This is a genomic window from Phycicoccus sp. HDW14 (assembly GCF_011383005.1).
Lineage (GTDB): Bacteria > Actinomycetota > Actinomycetes > Actinomycetales > Dermatophilaceae > Phycicoccus.
In genome coordinates this window covers 3,135,844-3,149,101 of record NZ_CP049935.1, presented here as the reverse complement: position 1 = coordinate 3,149,101, position 13,258 = coordinate 3,135,844, and the positions used below count along the sequence as shown (strand labels likewise).

Genomic DNA, 13,258 nt, shown 5'->3' with positions numbered 1-13,258 from the left:
GGCGGCGCGGGGGAGCCGCTGGCGCCGATGACGGCGGCGGGCTTGTCGGCGATGGCGGCGGCGCCGCGCGGGCGCGACACCCAGTCGACGGCGTTCTTCAGCGCGCTCGGGAGCGAGCCGTTGTACTCGGGCGTGACGAGGAGGACGGCGTCGTGGTCGGCGACGGCCTCGCGCAGGTCGCGGGCGACCTGGGGCAGCGCGTCGTCGTGGTCCAGCTCCTCGGAGTAGTGCGGGAGGTCGGCCAGCTGCTCGAAGACGGTCGCCTGCACACCCTCGGGCAGGTGGGCGACGGCGGCGTCGGCGAGCTGGCGGTTCGTGGAGCCGGCGCGCAGGCTGCCGACGAGGACGAGGACGTTCACGGTGTCTCCCGGAGGTCGATGGGGTGCGGATCGGTGCGAGGGATCGACGCTGATCAACTGGTTGAACCGTCAACCACCGTGTCACATTCCGTGGAGCCCGTCACTCCCCCGCTTCGAGGTGATGCCGGTCCCTCTCGTGGTGCCCCTTCACCTCGAACGAGCTGGAGTGTTCGGCGGGTCGAGGTGATGCCGGGCCCTCTCGTGGGGCGCTTTCACCTCGAACCAGCCGAGGGTGCAGCCGCTCAGGCCCAGGTCGAGCGCTCCACCGACCCGTGCTCGATGCACGTCGCGGTCCACGCACCAGGCGTGACCTGGACCTTCATCCGGCGCCGGCAGTGGATGCAGTAGCGCGGCGGCTCCAGCTCGGCGCGGACGGCGCAGCGCGCGTGGTCCCCGTCGCCGACCCCCAGTCCGCACTGCCCGCACCAGGCCCCGGGGTCCTCGCCCCGGGCCACCGGCTCGTGCGCGCCCGCGTCCGCGAACACCATCGGGTCAGAACGTCTCGTTGAGGGCCTTGATCGGCATCTCGAGCTCGTCGAGCAGCGCGAGGTCCTCGCGCGGGTCGCGCCCGAGCGTCGTGAGGTAGTTGCCGACGATGACCGCGTTGATGCCGCCGAGCAGGCCGTCGCGGGTCCCGAGGTCGCCGAGGGTCAGCTCGCGCCCGCCGGCGTAGCGCAGGATCGTCCGCGGCAGCGCCAGCCGGAAGGCCGCGATGGTGCGCAGCGCGTCGTTCGTCGACATCGGCTCGAGGTCGCCGAACGGCGTGCCGGGCCGCGGGTTGAGGAAGTTCAACGGCACCTCGTGGGGCTCGAGCTCACCCAGCTGGGCGGCCAGCTCGGCGCGCTGCTCGAGGGTCTCGCCCATCCCGACGAGGCCGCCGCAGCAGAGCTCCATCCCGGACTCCTTGACCATCCGGCAGGTCTCGAGCCGCTCGTCGAACGAGTGCGTCGTCACGACCTGCGGGAAGTACGAGCGCCCCGCCTCGAGGTTGTGGTTGTACCGGTGCACCCCCATGTCGACCAGCTCGTCGACCTGCTCCTGCGTGAGCATCCCGAGCGACGCGGCGACCTGGATGTCGACCGCCGCCCGGATGGCCGCGACGCCCTCGCGCATCTGCTCCATGAGCCTGGCGTCCGGACCGCGCACGGCGGCGACGATGCAGAACTCGGACGCGCCGGTGGCCGCCGTCTGCTTCGCCGCGCGCACGAGCTCGGGGATGTTCAGCCACACCGAGCGCACCGGGGACGTGAACTGCCCACTCTGGGAACAGAAGTGACAGTCCTCGGGGCATCCGCCGGTCTTCAGCGACACGATGCCCTCGACCTCGACCGCCGGCCCCTGGTACGTCATCCGCACCTCGTGGGCGAGGGCCAGCAGGTCCTGCAGCCGGTCGTCGCCGGTGCGCAGGACCTCGAGCACCTGCTCCTCGGTCAGTGGGACCCCGCGCCCGAGCACCTGCTCGCGCGCGACGTCGAGGATGTCCGTGCCGGTCACCTGAGCCGTCATGCCCGCGATTGTCGCAGCCCTCCGGTCGGGCCGACAGGCGGCGTCCAGCGGGGCGGCTCAGTTGAGGAACTGGCCGAGCATCCCGCCGGGGCCCTGCTGGTTGCCACCGCTCTGGTGGCCGCCCTCGTTGACCGACTCGCTCGGCTGGACGAGGACGTAGCCCTGCCCGCCGAAGGCCATCTGGAGCAGCTCGCCGGTGCCGCCGCGGATCATCGAGCCGAAGCCGCCGGTGTCGACCCGCACGTCCATCGAGACCCCGGAGGTCCACAGCACGACCGCCTGGGCGTCGGCGAAGGTCGGGGCCGAGGCGACGTCGAGGGCGATGGGGTCGCCCTTGGTCGTCACCGCGACGTAGCCGGTGCCCCGCAGCGAGACGTTGTAGAGGCCCCCGGTCATCGCCGCGCCGCGGGCCTGGATGCGGTGGATGTCCCACTGGATCGAGCTCGAGAAGGCGAGGACGTTGTTGCCGTTGACCGAGATCGCGTCGTTCTCGAGGTACATGACCTGCACCTCGGAGGCGAGGTCGGCGAGGAAGAGCTCGCCGCTGCCCGAGCACTCCATCATCTTGACGCCCTCGCCGGTGACGGCGGCCTTGAACATCTTGCCCATGCCGCCCGAGCCCTTGTTCGCGAAGCGCACGTCGCCCTGGTACGCGACCATCGAGCCGGTCTTGGCCTGCACCGGCCCGTACTGCATCTCCACCTTGAGGAGCTTCTTGTTCTGGAGCGAGAACGGGTCCCGGCTCTCCTTCTCCTTGAAGTCGGTGAACAGCGAGCCGTGGATCGTCATCGGGGTGCCTTGCCTTCCGGTCGGTGGGGAGCGATCTCCCGTCGGGGACAACGCTAGAAGAGACGGGGGGTCCGGGGCTATGGTTCCGACGAGACCGCAGGGTCGACTCAGGGAGGACCCGGATGAGCTTCTTCGAGAAGGCCAAGGCGGCCGCGAGCGACCTCGCGGCCAAGGCCGACGTCGCGATGACGAACGCGGGCGTCAACGTGCCCGGCATGGGCGGTGACAAGGCGCTGCGCGACCTCGGCGTCATCGCCTGGCTCGACGCCACCGGCCGGCCGGTCGCCGACGCCGACCGCGAGCGGGTGATGGCCACGCTGCGCGACCTCGAGACCCAGGGCCGCCTCGGCGCCCTGACCGTGAGCCCGCCGGCCCCCGCGTACGGCACGCCGCCGCCGCCTCCCGGGGCCGCAGCCGCCGGTGCGGCGCCCGCCGCACCCCCGCCCCCGCCCCGGCCCCGCAGCGGGCCCGCCCCCGCCGCCGTCGGCGCCCCAGGCTCCTCCGGCACCGCCGGCCGCGCCGCCCGCCCCGGCGGCACCGCCGCAGGGCGAGGCACCGCCGCCGCCCCCGCCGCCCAGCTGGGCCTGAGTCCGGCGCCCCCGCGCCGGAAGACCCCCCGGTGACGCCGGGTCAGTCGCCGAGGTGCTCGCGCAGCACGGCGGCCTCGGCCCGCAGCCGCTGCACGTCGTCGTGCCGACCGTGCCCGGCCATGACCTCGGCCGCCGACTCGCGCTCGGTCACCTCGGCCCGCACGATGCGGCGCACGTCGTCCTCGCCCAGCTCGAGCCGCGGGGCGTCCGCGGCCCCGACGCCCACCCGCGCCTGCTCGATCGCCCCGGCCGCCGGCGCGTCCGGCACCGGCAGCGCCTCGGCGTTGGCCACGGCCGCGAGGGCCGAGCGCAGCGCCGCGACCGCTGTGCTGTCACGGGCGCGCATCGCCGGGCGCAGGGCCGCCGCGAGCGACTGACGCAGGTCCTGGCTCACCCGAGCACCAGGGAGAGCAGGCCGAGGGGGGCGAGCAGGGCCGCGACGGCGATGAGGTACGCGACCGCCGCCAGCTCGGGGCGCGGGCCGGCGACCAGAAGCTGCATCCGCACCGGCGCCGACGTGCCGGCGCCCATCGCCGCGTCGGGCGAGCGGCTCTCGGCGATGGCCACGAGCGCGCGGGCCGTGGCGACCTCGCCGCTGGTGCGCACGGCCGCCCGGTCGGCGAGGGCCTCGACGAGCAGCCGGACCTCGGCCAGGGCGCGGCGCGAGCGGAACGCCGAGGGCACCGACTCGTGGAGCACCGTGAAGAACTCGAGGAGCAGGTCGTGGCGGGCCCGCAGGTGCGCCTTCTCGTGCGCGATCACCGCCGCCAGCTCGGGCGGGGGCAGGGTGTCGAGGACCCCCTGGGAGAGGACGACGCGCGAGCTGCGCCCCGGGATGCAGTAGGCGGTCGCCGTCGGGTGCTGGAGGACCCGCAGGCCGTCGCGCTCGTGCTCGGCGACGATGTCGACGAGGTCGCGGTGGCGCGCCCGGGCCGCGCGGACGCGGGTGCCGACGAGGTGCCCCGACACGGCGACCCGCAGGAGCACCGCCCCGCTGACCACCGCGCCGACGGCCACGAGCCACGGGTGGCGGGCGATGCCGTCGCGGCCGGCGAGCACGACGACGGCGGCCGGCGCGACGAAGACGGCGGCGAGCATCCCCCCGAGGGACACCGACTGCCAGGCCACGAGGGCGGCCCGCGGGGCGTGCCGGAACGGCAGCTGGCGGGCGAGCACGGCGGGCGTCACCCAGACGAGGAGGACGGCCAGCACCCCGAGGGCGAGCGGGACCACGGGACCATGGTGACAGGCCCCGTGACTCCGGTCAGTAGGCCCTCAGCGGCGCAGCCGGTCACGCAGCCGCCGGGCGGTCTCCTCGCCGTTCCCGGCCCGGGCCTCGACCTCGGCGAGTGCGGCCTTGAGGTCGTCGATCTCGGCCGAGCTCGCGCCGTCGAGGAAGTGCAGGAGGGCGGCCCGGCGGTCGGTGAGGTCCATGTCGTCCATCGTCCGGCGCATCGACTGGGCGGTCATCGCCTCGCGGGTGTCGGCCGGGTAGTAGCGCCACGCCCGGCCCTCGCGCTCGCGGGTCACCAGCTCCTTCTTCGCGAGCCGGTCGAGGACGGTCATCACCGTCGTGTAGGCGATCTCGCGGTGCTTCTCGAGCGCCTCGTGCACCTCGCGGACGGTGGCGCCGTCGGTGGCGCCGGCCTCCCAGAGGCGCTCCATGACGACGCGCTCGAGGTCACCGAGGCGCGGGGCTGAGGTCGAGTGCGGCACGGGACTACTCCTTCGTGGTGGGCGACGCGGGACGGTCGCCGAGGTCGAGGACGGCATCGAGTCGGTGGAGGGCCTCCGCGCGGTGGGACACGAGGACGACCGACCGGTCGCGGGTCGCGTCCAGCACATCATCGAGCACGGCGGTGGCGGTCGGGTGGTCGAGGTGCGCGGCGGGTTCGTCGAGGAGCACGACCGGTCGGTCGGCGAGCACCGCGCGGGCCACCCCGAGCCGGGTCCGCTCGCCGCCGGACAGGCCCCGGCCGCCGGTGCCGAGGCGGGTGGCGAGCCCGTCGGGCAGCGCGTCGGCCCAGGTGCCGAGCCCGGCGAGCCCGAGCGCGTGCCGGACGGCCGCGTCGTCGGCGCCCGGGCGGGCCAGCCGGAGGTTCTCGGCGAGGGTCGTCGCGAAGACGTGCGGCTCGTCGTCGACGACGGCGACGTCGGAGCGCACCTCGGCAAGGGGGCGAGCCCGGACGTCGGTGCCGTCGACGGTGTGCCGTCCGCCGCTGACGTCGAGGGTGCGGGCCAGCAGGGCGAGCAGGGTCGACTTGCCCGAGCCGTTCGGCCCGACGACGGCGACGTGCCGTCCGGGCACGAGGTCGAGGTCGGTGGGGGCCAGCTGGTCGGCGGCACCGGTCCACGAGGCGCTGGCCCCCTCGAGGCGGACGTGCGGGCCGTGCTGGGGACCGACGCCGGGCCCGGGGTCCGGGTGGTCCGGGTCGTGGACGGCGGGCTCCTGGTCGAGGAGGGCGTCGAGCCGGGCGCTGCTGCCCTGGGCCCGCGCGAGGGCCCGCATCGTGTCGACGAGCGGCGCGAGGGCCTCACCGACCGCCACGGGCACGAGCACGAGGAGTGCCGCCACCGGGGCACCGACGGCCGACGGGTCGACGAGCACGGCCGCCGACACGGTCGCCGCCGCCGTGGCGAGGAGGATGAGCGCCGCGACGCCCGCCCGGCCCCGGCTCTGCCGCCGGACCGCGACCCGCAGGGCCGCGTGCGCGTCGTCGAGCCAGCCGAGGGCGGCGTCCTGCGCCCCGATGGCCCGCAGCTCGCCGGCCTGCCGGGCGACGAGGTCGCCGATGCGGGCGGTCTCGGCGCGGGCCGCGAGCAGCTCGTCGCGAGAACGGGACTCGACCCGCCAGGCGAGCAGGCAGCCGAGGGCGAGGACGAGCAGCAGGGCGGCGACGACGAGCCCGACCGCCGGCGCGAACCACGCCGTCAGGGCGGTGGCGAGCAGGCCGGCGACGGCGCTGGAGAGCACGGGAACCGTGACGCGCACCTGGGCCTCGACGACGTCGGTGAGGTCGTCGACGACCCCGGTGAGCACCTGCGAGCGAGAGCGCCGGCCGAGGCGCGCGGGGGTCAGCGGCACGAGGGCGGCGTAGACGCTGCTGCGCCGCTCGGCGAGGTCGGCGAGAGCGGCGTCGTGCGAGACGACGCGCTCGAGGTAGCGGAAGAACGGGCGGGCCATCCCGAAGGCCCGGACGGCGACGATGGCCGCGAGCAGGGTGAGGATGACGGGCCGCTCGCTCGCGCGGACGATGAGCCAGCCCGAGGTCGCGGTGAGGGCGATGCCGGCCGAGGTCGCGGCACCGCCGAGGAGCCCTCCGACCACGGTGGCGCGGGTCGGGCGGACGACGGGGCCGGCGCTCACGGGTGCACCTCCGCCCCGGCGCGGGTCAGGACGACGTGCTGGTCGGCGACCCGCACGAGCTCCGGCCGGTGGGTGACGGCGACGACCGTGCGCCGCTCGGCGAGGTCGCGCAGGAGGTCGGCCACGAGGGTGGAGGACTCGGCGTCGAGGTGCGCGGTCGGCTCGTCGACGAGCAGCACGGGCGTGCTCGAGAGGGTCGCCCGGGCCAGGGCGACCCGGGCCCGCTGGCCGGCGGAGAGGCCGACGCCGTCGTCCCCGAGGCGGGTCCCCAGGGCCTCGGGGAGACCGGCGACGAACCCCTCGAGCCCGACGCGACGCAGCGCCTCCCAGAGGGCGGCGTCGGGGGCGTCGGTGCCGAGGCGCAGGGCGTCGCGGAGGGTCCCGGCGGGCAGGAACGGCCGCTGGGTGACGAGGTGGGCCCGACCGGCAACGACCTCGCCGCTGCTCGGTGTCCGCAGGCCGGCGAGCAGCTCGAGCAGGGTCGACTTGCCGACCCCGGACGGGCCGGTGACGACGGTGAGCCCCGGGCCGGCCTCGAGGTCGACCCCGTGAAGCACCGGGTCGGGCGCACCGGGGTAGGCGTACGTGACGGCGCGCGCGGCGGCGCCCAGCTCGTCCGGCCCGGAGGGGGACGACGGACCCCGGGCAGGGGGTGCGGGGTCCGTCGTCACGTCGGCGAGGACGGCGGCGACGGCCTCCGCCCCGTCCGCGGCGTTGTGGAACTCGGCGCCCACCCGACGGATCGGCCAGTACGCCTCGGGAGCGAGCAGGATGGCGAGCAGCCCGGTCTGCAGCGTCACGGTGCCGTGCGTGAGCCGCAGCCCGACCGTGACGGCGACGATGGCCACCGAGATCGAGGCGAGCAGCTCGAGGGCCGCCGAGCTCATGAAGGCCAGCCGCAGGGTGCGCATCGTCGCGCGGCGGTGCCGGTGGCTCACGTCGGTGATCACCTCGACCTGGCGCTCGGCGCGGCCGTAGCCGACGAGGGTCGGCAGCCCGCGCATCACGTCGACGAAGTGCCCGGCGAGGGAGGACAGGGCCGCCCAGCGCTTCTCGGTCTCGTCGCGCGTGGCGGCGCCGATGAGGGCGGCGAAGAGGGGCAGGAGGGGGAGGGTGAGGACGACGACGAGGGCGCTCAGCCAGTCGACCCACACGAGCGCGGCCACGGCGAGCACCGGCACGACGGCGCCGGCCACGAGCGCGGGCAGGAAGCGGGCGGCGTAGGGCTCGATCGCCGCGACGCCCTGGGCGGAGAGGGTGGCGCCGCGGTCGGGGTCCGGGCGCTGCTCGGCGGGGGCGTCGAGCCAGCGCCGCAGGAGGACGGTGCGCAGGGCGGCGGTGACCTCGACCCCGGCCCAGGCGGCGACCCGCTCGGACATCCACCCGAGCCCGGCTCGCACCACGAGCAGGCCGGTGAGCCACGCGACGGGCCCCCCGAGCCCCGCGCCCTCGACCACCGCGACGACGAGCGCCGCGAGGGCGAACGCCGTCCCGATGGTGGCCGCGCCCTGGGCCACGCCGACCGCCGCCAGGAGGGCGACGGGTCGGCGGGCCGCGGGGGCGACCGCGAGGACGCGGGGGTCGAAGGGCCTCATCGGCGGTCCGTGCTCCCGGTCAGGAGACCGCGACCGGCTCGGGGATGTGCTGCGTCCCGATCCGCTTGCGGAAGGTGTAGTAGGTGTAGGCGGTGTAGAGCAGGACGATCGGCGTGAAGACCACGGCGGCCCACGTCATGATCGTCAGGGTCATCGGGCTGCTCGACGCGTTCTCGATCGTCAGCGACCGGCCACCCGAGAGGGTCGACGGCATGACGTCGGGGTAGAGGGCGAGGAAGTACGTCGCGACCGCCATCGCTGCGGTGACCGCCGTGCCGATGAACGCCCAGCCCTCACGGCCCCTGGTGTTGGCGAAGATCGCCGCGAGCAGCGACCCGGCCGCCACGACCGTGGTGACCCACGACCACACCGACCCGGTGGCGAAACCGAGCCACAGGAGCGTCACGACGGCCAGGCCGGCGGTGGCCAGGCCGAGCGTCGTGCCCATCCGGCGGGCGTCCTCACGGATCGTGCCGCTGGTCTTGAGCGCGAGGAAGAACGCGCCGTGGGTGAGCGAGAGGGCGAGCACGGTGAGCCCGCCGAGGAGGCTCAGCGGGTTGAGCAGCGTGAAGAAGTTGCCCGCGTACTCGCTCTTCGCGTCGAGCGGGACGCCCCGGACCACGTTGGTCAGGGCCACCCCGACGAGGAGCGGCGCGAGGACCGAGCCGCCGATGATCGCGGCGTCCCAGCGGGCGCGCCACGTGGCGTCGTCCCGCTTGCCGCGGTACTCGAAGCCCATGTTGCGCACGATGAGCGCGACGAGCACGAGGAGGAGCGGCAGGTAGAAGGCGGAGAACATCGTCGCGTACCACTCGGGGAAGGCGGCGAAGGTGGCGCCGCCGGCCGTGAGCAGCCAGACCTCGTTGCCGTCCCAGTGGGGGCCGATGGTCGTGAGCATCACGCGGCGGCGCTTCTCGGTGTCCTCGGCGTCCGTGCCCTTGCCGAGGACGGGGAGCAGGGCGCCGACACCGAAGTCGAAGCCCTCGAGGACGAGGTAACCGGCCCAGAGCAGGCCGATGAGTCCGAACCAGACGAGCTGAAGAGCATCCATTGTCGTTGTCCCTGAGGTCAGTAGGCGAACTGGAGGGGGGCGTCCTCGTCGACGTCCGCGTGGGTGGCCGGGTCCACGAAGGGCTCGGCACCGCGGCGGACGTACGAGAGGAAGAGCTTGAGCTCGACGACGGCGAGGGCGGCGTAGAGGAGCGTGTACACGACCATCGAGACCCACACCTCACCCACGCTCACCGAGGGCGAGACCCCGGTGGCCGTCGTCATCAGGCCGTAGACGAGCCAGGGCTGTCGACCCATCTCGGTGAAGATCCAGCCGAAGCTGTTGGCGAAGACGGGCAGGAACGGCGTCGCGATGGCGATGAGGCCCCACCACTTCGCTTGCGGCACAGCGTTCTTGCGGGTGGCCCACAGGGCCATCGCGGCGAACAGCATGGTCAGGAAGCCGGCGCCCATCATCAGGCGGAAGGTCCAGTAGGCGACGGGGACGATGGGCGTGTAGTCGTCGGCGGCGACGAGGGGTGCGACGTCGGGGCCGTACTGGGCCGCGACCTTCTGGGCCAGCTCGCGCTCGCTGACCTTGAGGTCGTTGATGCCCTCGACCGTGCCGTCGAAGCTGCCGGTGCCGAGGAAGGAGAGCAGGCCGGGGACCTCGATGATGCGGCTGGCCCGCGAGCCGTCGAGCGGGCCGACCGAGAGGACCGAGAACGGGGCGCTGCTCGTGGTGTCGTAGAGCGCCTCTGCCGCAGCCATCTTCATGGGCTGGACCTCGGTCATGATCTTGCCCTGCACGTCACCGGAGATGATCACGCCGAGCGAGGCGACGAGGGAGACGACGGCGCCGACGCGGACCGCCTTGCGGTACATCGGGGCGTCGCCGGTGGCGGCGTCACGACGGAGCAGCCAGAGCGCGACCCCCATGATCACGGCGCCGCCGACCATGTAGGCCGAGAGCACGACGTGCGGGAAGGTGACGAGCTGGACCTTGTTCGTGAGCACCGCGAGGAAGTCCGACATCTCGGCGCGACCCGTCTCGGGGTTGAACTTGAAACCGACCGGGTTCTGCATGAACGAGTTCGCCGCGAGGATGAAGTACGCGGAGAGGACCGTGCCGATGTGGGTGAGCCACATCGAGCCGGCGTGCAGCTTCTCGGGGATGCGACCCCAGCCGAAGATCCACACGCCGAGGAAGGTCGACTCGAGGAAGAAGGCCAGCAGGGCTTCGAAGGCGAGAGGGGCACCGAAGATGTCCCCGACGAAGCGCGAGTAGTCCGACCAGTTCATGCCGAACTGGAACTCCTGCACGATGCCCGTCACGAGACCGAGCGCGAAGTTGATGAGGAAGAGCTTCCCGAAGAACTTCGTGAGCCGGTAGTACTCCGGCTTGTGGGTGCGCACCCACTGGGTGTGGAAGTACGCCACGACGGCGGACATCCCGATCGTCACGGGGACGAAGAAGAAGTGGTAGACGGTCGTGATGGCGAACTGCCACCGGGCGACGTCGAGAGAGGATCCCATGCCTTGCTCCTGGGGACGGCGTTGTAGTACGACGTGACGTAGTACAAACTACAGTGCGTCGTAGACGGCTCGGGACCGGTTCCCGTGTGAGGCGGACCACGCAGGGTCACCTCACCTGCGGCCCGGCCGTGGCACAGTGACGAGGTGCAGCGCGAGGACCTCGTCCGGCTCCGCCGGGCCCGCGACCGGATGGACCGCGACTTCGCCGAGCCCCTCGACGTTCCCTCGCTGGCGGCCGAGGCCCTCATGTCGCCCGGCCACTTCCACCGGATGTTCCGCGAGGCCTACGGCGAGACGCCGTACCAGCACCTGATGACCCGCCGCATCGAGCGGGCGGCATCGCTCCTGCGCCACGGGGACGTCTCGGTCACCGACGCCTGCATGGCCGTGGGCTGTACCTCGCTCGGGTCGTTCAGCAGCCGGTTCACCGAGCTGATGGGCGTGACGCCGAGCCAGTTCCGCGCCTCCTCGCACGAGGGCGCGGCGAGCATCCCGTCGTGCGTCGCGAAGGAGGCCGAGCGGCCGCGGGGTCGGTCAGGTTCGGAGAAGCGGGTCGAGGACGCCCGGGCCTAGCCTCGGCGCATGGACACGACCCGCACCACGACCGCCACCGCGACCCTCGCCGTCGCGAACGTCTTCCTCGTCGTCGACGACCACGAGGCCGCCCTCGGCTTCTACCGCGACGTCCTCGGCTTCACGGTCGTCAGCGACTACGCGCAGGGCGAGTTCCGCTGGCTCAACCTCACCCCGCCCGCGCAGCCCGAGCTGACGATGACCATCCAGTCGGTCGGCGGCGGCCCGCACACGAGCGACGAGGACCGCGCCGCCATCGACACCCTGCTCGCCAAGGGGCTGCTGACGCCGGTCGTGCTCACCTGCGCCGACGTCGACGCGGTGTTCGAGCACGTGCGGGCCTCCGGGGCCGAGGTGCTCCAGGAGCCGATGGACCAGTTCTACGGCGTGCGCGACTGCGCGTTCCGCGACCCGGCCGGCAACCTCCTGCGCATCAACCAAAAGCTCCCCGGGGCGTCACCCGCCTGACCCGCCGGGCGGCGCTCAGGCGTCGGGGTACCCGTGCGGGTTCTTCGACTGCCAGCGCCAGGTGTCGGCGCACATGTCGTCGACCGTGCGCGTCGCCCGCCAGCCGAGCTCGGCCTCGGCGCGCGACGGGTCGGCGAAGGAGGCGGCGACGTCGCCGGGGCGCCGGTCGACCACCTCGTACGGCAGCTCGTGCCCGCACGCGCGCTCGAACGCGTGCAGGAGGTCGAGCACCGACGTGCCGTGGCCCGTCCCGAGGTTCCAGGTCGACACCGCGTCGTCGGTGGACCCCAGCCGGGCGAGCGCCGCGATGTGGCCGGCCGCGAGGTCGTCGACGTGGATGTAGTCGCGGACGCCGGTGCCGTCGGGGGTCGGGTAGTCGCCGCCGAACACCCGCAGCCGCTCGAGCCGTCCGACCGCCACCTGGGCGATGTACGGCATGAGGTTGTTCGGCACGTCGGACGGGTCCTCGCCGATGGTGCCGCTGGGGTGCGCACCGACCGGGTTGAAGTAGCGCAGCAGGGCGATCCGCCAGGTGGGGTCGGACACGGCGACGTCGCGCAGGATCTGCTCCTGCATCACCTTCGTCCAGCCGTACGGGTTGGTCGCCGAGGTCGGGAGGTCCTCGTGCATCGGCACGGGCGCGTCCGAGCCGTAGACGGTCGCCGACGACGAGAACACGAGCCGGCGCACCCCGTGCCGGCGCATCGCGCGCACGAGCGAGAACGTCGAGCCGATGTTGTTCTCGTAGTACTCCAGCGGCTTCGCGACGCTCTCGCCGACGGCCTTGAACCCCGCGAAGTGGATGACGGCGTCGAACGGCTCGTGGGCGAAGAGGTGCTCGGTCTTGTCGTGGTCGGTGAGGTCGAACGAGCGGACGTCGAGGGGCTGCCCGGTGAGGGCCTCGATGCGTCCGACGACGGTCGGCTTGGCGTTGGCGAAGGAGTCGACGACGACGACGTCGTGGCCCGCCGCGACGAGCTGGACGACCGTGTGGGACCCGATGTAGCCGGCACCGCCGGAGACGAGGACGCGCATGGCCCCGACCCTAGCGGCGCGGGTCAGTCCTCCTCGGGAAGGACGACGCTGAGCACCCAGGAGACGAGGGTGATGACGATGGCGGCCAGCACGGCGTCCCAGAAGAAGTGGTCGATGGTGAACGACAGGCCGACGGCGTCGCTGATCCACTCGGTGATCTGGAGCATGAAGGCGTTGACGACGAACGTGAAGAGGCCGAGCGTCAGGATGATGAACGGGAAGGAGAAGAACTTCGCGATCGGCTTGATGACCGCGTTGACGAGCCCGAAGACGAGCGCCACCAGCACGATCGTGAGGACCTTGCGGCCGGTCGAGACCTGGTCCTCGGCGAGGTTGACCCCCGAGACGACGAGCGCGGCGACCCAGAGCGCCACGGCGTTGATGCCCACGCGGATGAGGAAGTTGATCACCGCTCGATCATGACAGGTCCCGCTGGGGCCCTGCTGGACC

At 73.3% G+C, this 13,258-nt stretch carries 15 protein-coding genes and 1 pseudogene; 3 read left to right on the top strand and 13 right to left on the bottom strand.

Annotated elements, in window-relative coordinates; genetic code table 11:
- Positions 1 to 65: 65 nt before the first annotated feature.
- The 4 genes and pseudogenes from G7075_RS21495 to G7075_RS15495 all read right to left on the bottom strand — a co-directional run.
- Positions 66 to 359, bottom strand: a pseudogene (locus G7075_RS21495) (NADPH-dependent FMN reductase); the annotation flags it as partial.
- Positions 360 to 601: 242 nt separating this feature from the next.
- A complete protein-coding gene (locus tag G7075_RS15505; protein ID WP_166123184.1) occupies positions 602 to 847 on the bottom strand; it encodes a hypothetical protein in 246 nt (81 codons plus the stop codon).
- A 4-nt stretch (positions 848 to 851) separates the two neighbouring features.
- Complete coding sequence (bioB, locus tag G7075_RS15500; protein WP_166123183.1) at positions 852 to 1,865, bottom strand: biotin synthase BioB; 1,014 nt, start codon at positions 1,863 to 1,865, stop codon at positions 852 to 854.
- Between the two features lie 57 nt (positions 1,866 to 1,922).
- Entirely contained in the window at positions 1,923 to 2,654 is a 732-nt protein-coding gene (locus G7075_RS15495) for an AIM24 family protein (protein ID WP_166123182.1), read from the bottom strand.
- Between the two features lie 122 nt (positions 2,655 to 2,776).
- On the opposite strand from G7075_RS15495, the gene G7075_RS15490 reads away from it, so the two are divergent.
- A complete protein-coding gene (locus tag G7075_RS15490; protein WP_166117790.1) occupies positions 2,777 to 3,277 on the top strand; it encodes a hypothetical protein in 501 nt (166 codons plus the stop codon).
- Between the two features lie 7 nt (positions 3,278 to 3,284).
- On the opposite strand, the gene G7075_RS15485 is transcribed toward G7075_RS15490, so the two are convergent.
- From G7075_RS15485 to G7075_RS15455, 7 genes are read right to left on the bottom strand one after another with little or no spacing between them, the layout of a single operon-like run.
- A complete protein-coding gene (locus G7075_RS15485) occupies positions 3,285 to 3,638 on the bottom strand; it encodes a GatB/YqeY domain-containing protein (RefSeq protein ID WP_166123180.1) in 354 nt (117 codons plus the stop codon).
- Positions 3,635 to 4,477 (bottom strand): M56 family metallopeptidase, encoded by an 843-nt coding sequence (locus G7075_RS15480; protein WP_166123178.1) that lies wholly within the window; start codon positions 4,475 to 4,477, stop codon positions 3,635 to 3,637. Before G7075_RS15480 ends, G7075_RS15485 begins: the two co-directional genes overlap by 4 nt.
- A 42-nt stretch (positions 4,478 to 4,519) precedes the next feature.
- Positions 4,520 to 4,960: a BlaI/MecI/CopY family transcriptional regulator gene (locus G7075_RS15475; protein ID WP_240917661.1), complete on the bottom strand. Its 441-nt coding sequence runs from the start codon at positions 4,958 to 4,960 to the stop codon at positions 4,520 to 4,522.
- A gap of 4 nt (positions 4,961 to 4,964) precedes the next feature.
- Entirely contained in the window at positions 4,965 to 6,611 is a 1,647-nt protein-coding gene (gene cydC, locus G7075_RS15470) for a thiol reductant ABC exporter subunit CydC (protein ID WP_166123174.1), read from the bottom strand.
- Complete coding sequence (gene cydD / locus G7075_RS15465; protein ID WP_166123172.1) at positions 6,608 to 8,206, bottom strand: thiol reductant ABC exporter subunit CydD; 1,599 nt, start codon at positions 8,204 to 8,206, stop codon at positions 6,608 to 6,610. Before cydD ends, cydC begins: the two co-directional genes overlap by 4 nt.
- Before the next feature lie 19 nt (positions 8,207 to 8,225).
- Positions 8,226 to 9,257 (bottom strand): cytochrome d ubiquinol oxidase subunit II, encoded by a 1,032-nt coding sequence (gene cydB / locus G7075_RS15460; protein WP_166123170.1) that lies wholly within the window; start codon positions 9,255 to 9,257, stop codon positions 8,226 to 8,228.
- A 17-nt stretch (positions 9,258 to 9,274) separates the two neighbouring features.
- On the bottom strand, positions 9,275 to 10,732 hold the full coding sequence (locus G7075_RS15455) for a cytochrome ubiquinol oxidase subunit I (protein ID WP_166123168.1): 1,458 nt from the start codon (positions 10,730 to 10,732) through the stop codon (positions 9,275 to 9,277).
- 189 nt (positions 10,733 to 10,921) lie between these two features.
- Between G7075_RS15455 and G7075_RS15450 the strand changes: the two genes are divergently transcribed.
- Together G7075_RS15450 and G7075_RS15445 are read left to right on the top strand one after the other, a co-directional pair.
- A complete protein-coding gene (locus tag G7075_RS15450; RefSeq protein ID WP_205860744.1) occupies positions 10,922 to 11,305 on the top strand; it encodes a helix-turn-helix transcriptional regulator in 384 nt (127 codons plus the stop codon).
- Positions 11,306 to 11,314: 9 nt separating this feature from the next.
- Entirely contained in the window at positions 11,315 to 11,773 is a 459-nt protein-coding gene (locus G7075_RS15445; protein ID WP_166123164.1) for a VOC family protein, read from the top strand.
- Positions 11,774 to 11,788: 15 nt separating this feature from the next.
- On the opposite strand, the gene galE is transcribed toward G7075_RS15445, so the two are convergent.
- The gene (gene galE, locus G7075_RS15440; protein WP_166123162.1) at positions 11,789 to 12,808 is read right to left on the bottom strand and encodes a UDP-glucose 4-epimerase GalE; all 1,020 of its coding nucleotides are present in this window, start codon (positions 12,806 to 12,808) and stop codon (positions 11,789 to 11,791) included.
- 23 nt (positions 12,809 to 12,831) lie between these two features.
- Entirely contained in the window at positions 12,832 to 13,218 is a 387-nt protein-coding gene (locus G7075_RS15435) for a phage holin family protein (RefSeq protein WP_166123160.1), read from the bottom strand.
- Positions 13,219 to 13,258 lie beyond the last annotated feature (40 nt).

What these genes read in the sequence shown, in the direction of transcription:
- galE (WP_166123162.1), bottom strand. Translation starts at nt 12,808, where the DNA reads ATGCGCGTCCTCGTCTCCGGCGGTGCCGGCTACATCGGGTCCCACACG.
- G7075_RS15495 (WP_166123182.1), bottom strand. Translation starts at nt 2,654, where the DNA reads ATGACGATCCACGGCTCGCTGTTCACCGACTTCAAGGAGAAGGAGAGC.
- cydD (WP_166123172.1), bottom strand. Translation starts at nt 8,206, where the DNA reads ATGAGGCCCTTCGACCCCCGCGTCCTCGCGGTCGCCCCCGCGGCCCGC.
- G7075_RS15490 (WP_166117790.1), top strand. Translation starts at nt 2,777, where the DNA reads ATGAGCTTCTTCGAGAAGGCCAAGGCGGCCGCGAGCGACCTCGCGGCC.
- G7075_RS15450 (WP_205860744.1), top strand. Translation starts at nt 10,922, where the DNA reads ATGGACCGCGACTTCGCCGAGCCCCTCGACGTTCCCTCGCTGGCGGCC.
- G7075_RS15455 (WP_166123168.1), bottom strand. Translation starts at nt 10,732, where the DNA reads ATGGGATCCTCTCTCGACGTCGCCCGGTGGCAGTTCGCCATCACGACC.
- G7075_RS15505 (WP_166123184.1), bottom strand. Translation starts at nt 847, where the DNA reads ATGGTGTTCGCGGACGCGGGCGCGCACGAGCCGGTGGCCCGGGGCGAG.
- cydB (WP_166123170.1), bottom strand. Translation starts at nt 9,257, where the DNA reads ATGGATGCTCTTCAGCTCGTCTGGTTCGGACTCATCGGCCTGCTCTGG.
- G7075_RS15445 (WP_166123164.1), top strand. Translation starts at nt 11,315, where the DNA reads ATGGACACGACCCGCACCACGACCGCCACCGCGACCCTCGCCGTCGCG.
- bioB (WP_166123183.1), bottom strand. Translation starts at nt 1,865, where the DNA reads ATGACGGCTCAGGTGACCGGCACGGACATCCTCGACGTCGCGCGCGAG.